The organism is Massilimicrobiota sp. An105, assembly GCF_002161155.1.
Classification (GTDB): domain Bacteria; phylum Bacillota_I; class Bacilli_A; order Erysipelotrichales; family Coprobacillaceae; genus Allocoprobacillus; species Allocoprobacillus merdigallinarum.
Genome location: NZ_NFLY01000035.1, coordinates 23,802 through 30,796, shown reverse-complemented (window position 1 = coordinate 30,796; position 6,995 = coordinate 23,802). Strand labels below are relative to the sequence as shown.

The following is a 6,995-nucleotide window of genomic DNA, read 5'->3' as shown; positions in this document are numbered from 1 at the left end:
AACAAATAGGAATCAATGAAAAAGAATATATAGAATTCGCTAGAGAAGTCATCAAGCCATTAGATAAGCACTAATGGCTTGATATCTATATAGATGTATAATTTTAGTAGAAGTTGACGGTATATACTAACCATAGTAAAAAGTTTAGTAAAAAAGAAATAAAAAAACTTTATATTTTTACTAAACGGGAAAGGAGAAAGGTATGAAGACCAAAAAGAAAGTTTTTGTCGCTGGAGCAATGACATTTGCTATGTTGGGAACAATGATTCCACAAAACTGGAATGTCAATGCTGCTAGCAATCTCATTTCCAATGGCGATTTTGAAAATATCAAATCGGCTGACATTGGAAAGTACACGGGTAATGCATCCGATATGAAAGTTGGATCATGGTACTCAAACAGTGGAGGGGAGGTTAGCTACATTGGTTACAATGAGAGTGAACGCTCTGGAATTTTACCAGCTAATAACAACAATGTTTGGATTAGACAGGTAGTAAATGTTGAAAAGAATACAGACTATGTATTTAGTACCTATGTAAAGACTTCGCTTTCAGAAGGAGAAGCTATTGTCCAAGTATTAGATGGTAATGGTACTGCTATTGAAGGTATCAAAGAAACTAATATGAAAGGAGTTGAATGGACTCAAAAGAAAATTTCTTTTAATTCAGGAAATCATAGTAAAATAACTGTAAGTGTCTTAAAATGGGTTGATGAATCTAATACCGATAGTGACATTTATAAAGCTAGTGTTTACGTTGATGAGGCTGTATTAATGCCAAAAGTTGAGTATACTGATTATGAAGCTAGTGAAGAGTCAAAGACAAAGTTAGTGAATTTCATTAAAAATAGTGATTTAATTAATTTACAAGATGATGATATTCAAAAAAATGATGGTAATATTCAAAATTATGTTCCAGGAAAGTTTTATTACAATGGAGATACACCTGCAACAATAGGTGAAGGATATGGAGAAAATGCTAATGGATTGGTTCTGCCAGAAAATGTTAAAGAAAATTCATTAAAGGTTGCTGCTCATGATTTAAAAGCTCAGACAGATTATGTGTTTAAAGTATATATAAAACATGGGGCTTCTGGAACAGGCACAGTAACAAATATTAATGGAATTGATGGAACTGATACTAAATTATTTGTAGCTGATGATAATGCTGGATATGCATCAGGACAAGAATGGAAAGAATATACTTATACATTTAATACAAAAGATTGTACAAAATTGTATATAGATATTTATAAGTATGTAGGTGAAAGTAGTGTTAGTATTAGTGATTTACGTTTATATGAAAAATCACAATACAATCAATATGAAGAAGAAGAAAAAGAAGAAGCTGCAGAAGAAGAAAATAAAAAGTATACTGAAGTATGGCGTGATGATTTCGACACTTTAGATACAAGTACATGGTCATATCAATTAGGACATAAACGTGGTATTGAACCTCAAGATTATGTTTCTAATAAAGATAATGTTTTTGTTGAAGATGGGAAATTATATTTACGTGCAACAGAAAAAGATGAATATCGCGTTCATTATAATGCTGATGGTAGTGATATTGTTAAGAAATATGACTCAGGAAGTATTGCAACATTTGGTAAGAAAGAGTTCTTATATGGAAAAATTGAAATGAGAGCTAAATTACCAAAAGGCGCTGGAGCATTCCCTGCATTCTGGACTTTAGGAAATGATTTCACATTAGATGGATTGGTTGATTCTAAACAAGGTGTTGGATGGCCAATGTGTGGTGAAATTGATATTATGGAATTAATTGGAGCAAATCCTGATGTTTCAGGAACAAGTGATAGTACAGTTCATGGAACTATTCACAATGGATTGACTGAAAATGGTGACAAAGCTCAAACAAATACTTATTCATTAAAAGAAGGTACTTTTAATGATGATTATCATACATTTGGTATTGTATGGAATCCTGATACAATTGAATGGTATGTTGATGGTGATGTTTATAGCACAATTTATATTACAGATTTAGATTATTTCCAAAAACCTCATTACTTATTATTTAACTTGGCTGCAGGAGGAGCATGGCCTGGTTTCCCTAACGAAGATACAGATTTCCCTATGGATTTCATTATTGATTATGTAAGTTATAGCCAGACAGCTGCTCAAAAAGAAGCTGCTGACAAATATTATGCGACAGCACCAACTTTTAGTGGTGTAAAAGACATAACAATTAGTGATGAATCACAATTATCATCATTATTGGATAATGTTAAGGCAACTGATGCTAATGGTAAAGCATTAGATGTAAGCTGTTCAATCAATGATGGGCAAAAATTAATGTGGAATGGTAGAACAAGAACAAGTGAAATTGATTTCTCAAAAGAAGGAACATATGAAATTGTTTATTCTACTATTGGTGAAAATAACGTATATACAAGAGCGTGTGCAACATTACATGTTAAATAAGGAAAGAGAAGGGAACAACTATGAATAAAAGTAAGATTTTAAAAGGTGCCTTAGCAGGTACACTTGCAATGACAATTGTTGGTTCAGCTGTTTACTCTTCAAATGCCTTAGTCTATGACACTGATTTAGAAGATAAAACAGTTACTGAACCAGAAAGCTGGGGAGCTTTACCAAATGAAGCACAGCTTCAATATCACGATGATGAATTAGCTGCATTCATACATTTTGGTGTAAATACATTTACGGGTAATGAATGGGGAGATGGAACAGAATCTCCATCTGTATTCAATCCTACAGGAGATTTTGGAGAAAGTGCAAAATCAATGGTTGAATCATTGAAAAATGCTGGATTTAAGAAAGTCATCGTAACTGCAAAGCATCATGATGGTTTCTGTATTTGGCCAAGTGAATATACAGAACATGATATTGAAAATTCACCATATAAAGATGGTAAGGGAGATATTTTAGCAGAAATTTCAGCAGCTTGTACTGAATATGATATGGATATGGGATTATACTTATCTCCATGGGACGAAAATGCTGAAAGTTATGGATACTATGATAAAGATGGTAATCCATTGTTAGATGAAAATGGAAATCCAATTGATGGAATGACAATGGAAGAAGTCAAAGAAAAAGATGCTTTAGATTATAATGATTATTATGTTAATCAGATTACTGAGATCGTAACTAATCCTAAATATGGTAATCAAGGAAAATTCACAGAATGGTGGATGGATGGTGCCAAAGGAGAAGGTGGCGACGCTCAGGAATATGATACAGAACGTATTTTAAAAACTATCAAAGATAATGAACCAGGTATTCTTATTTTTGGTGGTGGAACAGAAGGTGGAATTCACTGGATTGGAAATGAAAAAGGGCAAGCAAGTGATACAACTTGGGCTAAAGTAGATTCAGTTAAAGGTGACGGATATAGTGAAGCTGATGGATTTACTTATGGTATTCCTGATGGTGATCATTGGTCAGTTCCAGAAAGTGATGTCAGTATTACTTCTGGTTGGTTCTATCACGATGGAGATTTACCAAAATCAATGAGTCAATTAGGAAATATTTATTTCCAGACTGTTGGTAATGGATCACCATTATTATTGAACTTCCCACCAAAGCAAACAGGGGATTTAGATGGAAGTATTTATTCAAGATTAATTGAATTTAAAAATGCAATTGATAATACATTTAAAACAAATTTATTAGCACAAAATTCTAAAGCAGGAGCTTCATCTGTTTATGAAAATGCAAAAGAGTATTCACCAGCTAAAGCTATTGATGGTGATGAAGATACTTATTGGACAACAGCAAAAGGTGAAAAAACAGGAACTTTAGAAATTGAATTTGATGAAGTGAAAGAATTTGATGTTGTATCAATTGAAGAATATATTGAAAAGGGACAAAGAATTAGTGAGTTTGAAGTAGAATATCAAACTGCAGATGGACAATGGCTACCTTTTGAAGATGGTCATACTATTGGAGCTAAAAAATTATTAAGAATTGATCCGATTCAAGCAAAAGCTATTAGAATTAATATTACAAGATCTTATGCTGAACCAATGATCAGTGAAGTTGGTATTTATAAAACAGCTGATGGTTTTGAAAAAACTCAACCTTTACCAGAAGCATATACAAAATTTGTTTATGGTGATGATGAAAGATTGGAATTAAATGATGGTACTTGGGATGGTGACCATCAAGGAAATACAGGTTGGGAAAAACAAGAAGATGGAAGTTATACAACAACTGACGGTTGGGCAAATATTAAGTATACATTTGAAGGAACATACTTTGCATTAGTAGGTACAAAAGGACCTGACTATGGTTCATTTGATATTTATATTGATGGAAAATATACAAGTTCGGCTAATGCTTCAGCTGGAGAAATAACACCAGGTCAAATATTGTATGAATCTCCAACTTTAGGTGCAGGAACACATACAATTCAATTAACAACAGGTACAAATAGAAAACCTGTAAACTTTGCATATGGTTACTATTTAGGTACAAATGAAAATGGTTTATTTGAAATTGAAACAGATTCATATCAAGTAGCTGAAGGAGACTCTATCAAAGTTAAGATTAAACGTAATGGTGGCTCAACAGGAGAAGTTACTGTTAATGTCACAACACCTCCAGGTACAGCAGTACAAGGTCAATATTATGAAAATATTACAAATGAAACAATTACATTCAAAGATGGAGAAAAAGTAAAATATGTAACTTTAAAAACTATTGATAATTTGGATGTGACTGGAAATAAAGATTTCTATGTAGAAATTTTCTCACCAACAGGTGGGGCACAACTTGGTATGAGAAGTACAGCCAGAATCTTAATTGTTGAAAATGATAAGAGAATAGCTGATGCTGTAGAACAAACTTCAAATATTAGTGAATCATGGTATAAAGCTGAAAGCTGGGATGCCTTTGATCAAGCTTATATAAAAGCGAAAGCAGCAGTAGATGATAATTCTATGAGTGATGATGAAAAAATGAAATTATCTAATGCTTTAATGGAAGCTTACAATAATCTTGAAGTCATTAGTCAATATTCTGTAAGAAATGCGATGATTATGCCAGATAATTTTGAAAACGAAAAGACATTAGAAGCAGAATTAGGTGTATTAGATTCGTCACATGAAAACATTGTTGCTAATGAATACTTAAAGATGGTTAATGGAAGTGATTATAGTAATGGACGTTTGATCAATAAGATTAAAGATGGAAATACAATTACAATACCATTAAATGTTCAAAAAACAGGTTTATATAATTTTGATTTTACTTATCAGGCAACACAACCTATGTCACTTATCATTAGTGGAGATCATATTGTTAAACAAACAATTTCTTTAGATGCTTCAGAAACATTAATAGAAAAATCAATACCATTGAATATTCAAGAAACTGGTATTTCTCAAGTTGTTATTACTGCTAAATCTTTAGCAAAATCAGATGGTGATTTAGCTATTGATAATGCAAAAATTAAATTACAAGAAGTATCAAATGGAAAGATTGAAAGTATCGCAATTGAACAAATGCCAAGTAAGACGGTTTATGCACTTGGAGATACGCTTGATTTAACAGGATTAAAAGTTATAGCAAAATATGATACAGGTGCAACGACTGATATTACTCATAAAGTAGAAGTAACAGGATTTGATTCATCAAAAGTTGGTGAACAAACTTTAACTGTACATTATGGTGAATTTGAAGCTCAATTTACAGTTACAGTTAAAGGTAAGAGTGATGCAATGAATCCAGGTACAGATACACCTGAAAAACCAAGTCAAAATAATCCAAATCAAGGAAATTCAGGACAAACTGGAGAAAAACCTTCTACTACTACACCAACAGTAAATGGTACAACTTCATCTCATGATAAAGTAAAAACTGGTGATGAACAAGTTATAGGAGTATTTGTATTAGCATTATTAGGAGCTGCATGTTTATTTGTGGTTATAAAAAATAAAAAATCTGATTCTCAAGATTAATATTGTTTTGAAGATTAGCTATTGATATTTTTATCAATAGCTTTCTTTATATTTAAGCTTATTATTATAAAAAGAATATATTAAAAAATATTGAAAACATCTGTTGATATATTACTAAATTATTATATGTATACACATAATAAAATAAAACAAAAGCATAATATTATAAAGACCTCTGTTTCAATGTTTAATAATGAGTATATTAAATAAAAATGAGAATATATAATTGTTATAATGGATAAAGATTACAAGCTTTTTCAAGTAGTTCAAAATCACAACATTTAGAATAAAGAAAATGATGAGGATTTCCTTTGACTTTATTATATAACTTGATTGCTGAATTTATGATGATTTCTTCCTTTTCAGGTGATTTTAAATAGAAATATTGTGACATAAGTACATTTTTATAATTGTTGTCTTCTATATTGTTAATATTAATCAAATGAATCAAATTATTATCTTTTATAGGAATCATATAGCAAAACATTAGTCGACCATATTTTCTTCCATTTGTTAATTCAATAGGATGAGAAATTCTATTAAAAAATCGAGCATTATCATCGTAATGTTGTTTTGGATGTGTTAGTGGAACAAAGTAATTGTATTTTTCAATTTGTAAAACAATACCTACATAAGGTTTGAAATTTTCATAGTTCATATCTGTGTTGTTTGAAACTTTAGTAAAACCCCTTGCTTTTCGTTCTTCTTCTTGCAAATAATTGATATAGTTATTGTTTATGTAATAAATATTTAATTTGCTCATAGCATCCTCCTGATTAAATAAAAAAGGATAGGTAGTCTGTTAAAAGTTTCAACCCACATTTTCAGCTGTGGAGCACTGAATGTTTCAACCCACATTTTCAGCTGTGGAGCACTGAATGTTTCAACTCACATTTAACGGCTGTGAAGCACCATTTAACAAACTTCTATCCTTTTTTTGAAATATTCTTCATTTATAATATACTACAAATGAAAAGTAAGGTCAATGCTGATAAGAATATTTCTATATATAGTATATGATATGAAAAATATATTGATACAATTAAAGT

General features: G+C 31.0%; 3 protein-coding genes. 2 read left to right on the top strand and 1 reads right to left on the bottom strand.

All coding sequences use genetic code 11. The features are described from left to right. The first annotated feature begins 202 nt into the window (after positions 1–202). Both B5E48_RS09945 and B5E48_RS09940 read left to right on the top strand, forming a co-directional pair. The gene (locus tag B5E48_RS09945) at positions 203–2,443 is read left to right on the top strand and encodes a glycoside hydrolase family 16 protein (RefSeq protein WP_087304940.1); all 2,241 of its coding nucleotides are present in this window, start codon (positions 203–205) and stop codon (positions 2,441–2,443) included. A 20-nt stretch (positions 2,444–2,463) separates the two neighbouring features. Beyond that, the gene (locus tag B5E48_RS09940) at positions 2,464–5,946 is read left to right on the top strand and encodes an alpha-L-fucosidase (protein WP_087304939.1); all 3,483 of its coding nucleotides are present in this window, start codon (positions 2,464–2,466) and stop codon (positions 5,944–5,946) included. 229 nt (positions 5,947–6,175) lie between these two features. Here B5E48_RS09940 and B5E48_RS09935 read toward each other — a convergent pair whose 3' ends face one another. Further along, positions 6,176–6,709 carry a type III toxin-antitoxin system ToxN/AbiQ family toxin gene (locus tag B5E48_RS09935; protein ID WP_087304938.1) on the bottom strand — a complete coding sequence of 178 codons (534 nt, stop codon included), beginning with the start codon at positions 6,707–6,709 and terminating at the stop codon, positions 6,176–6,178. Positions 6,710–6,995 lie beyond the last annotated feature (286 nt).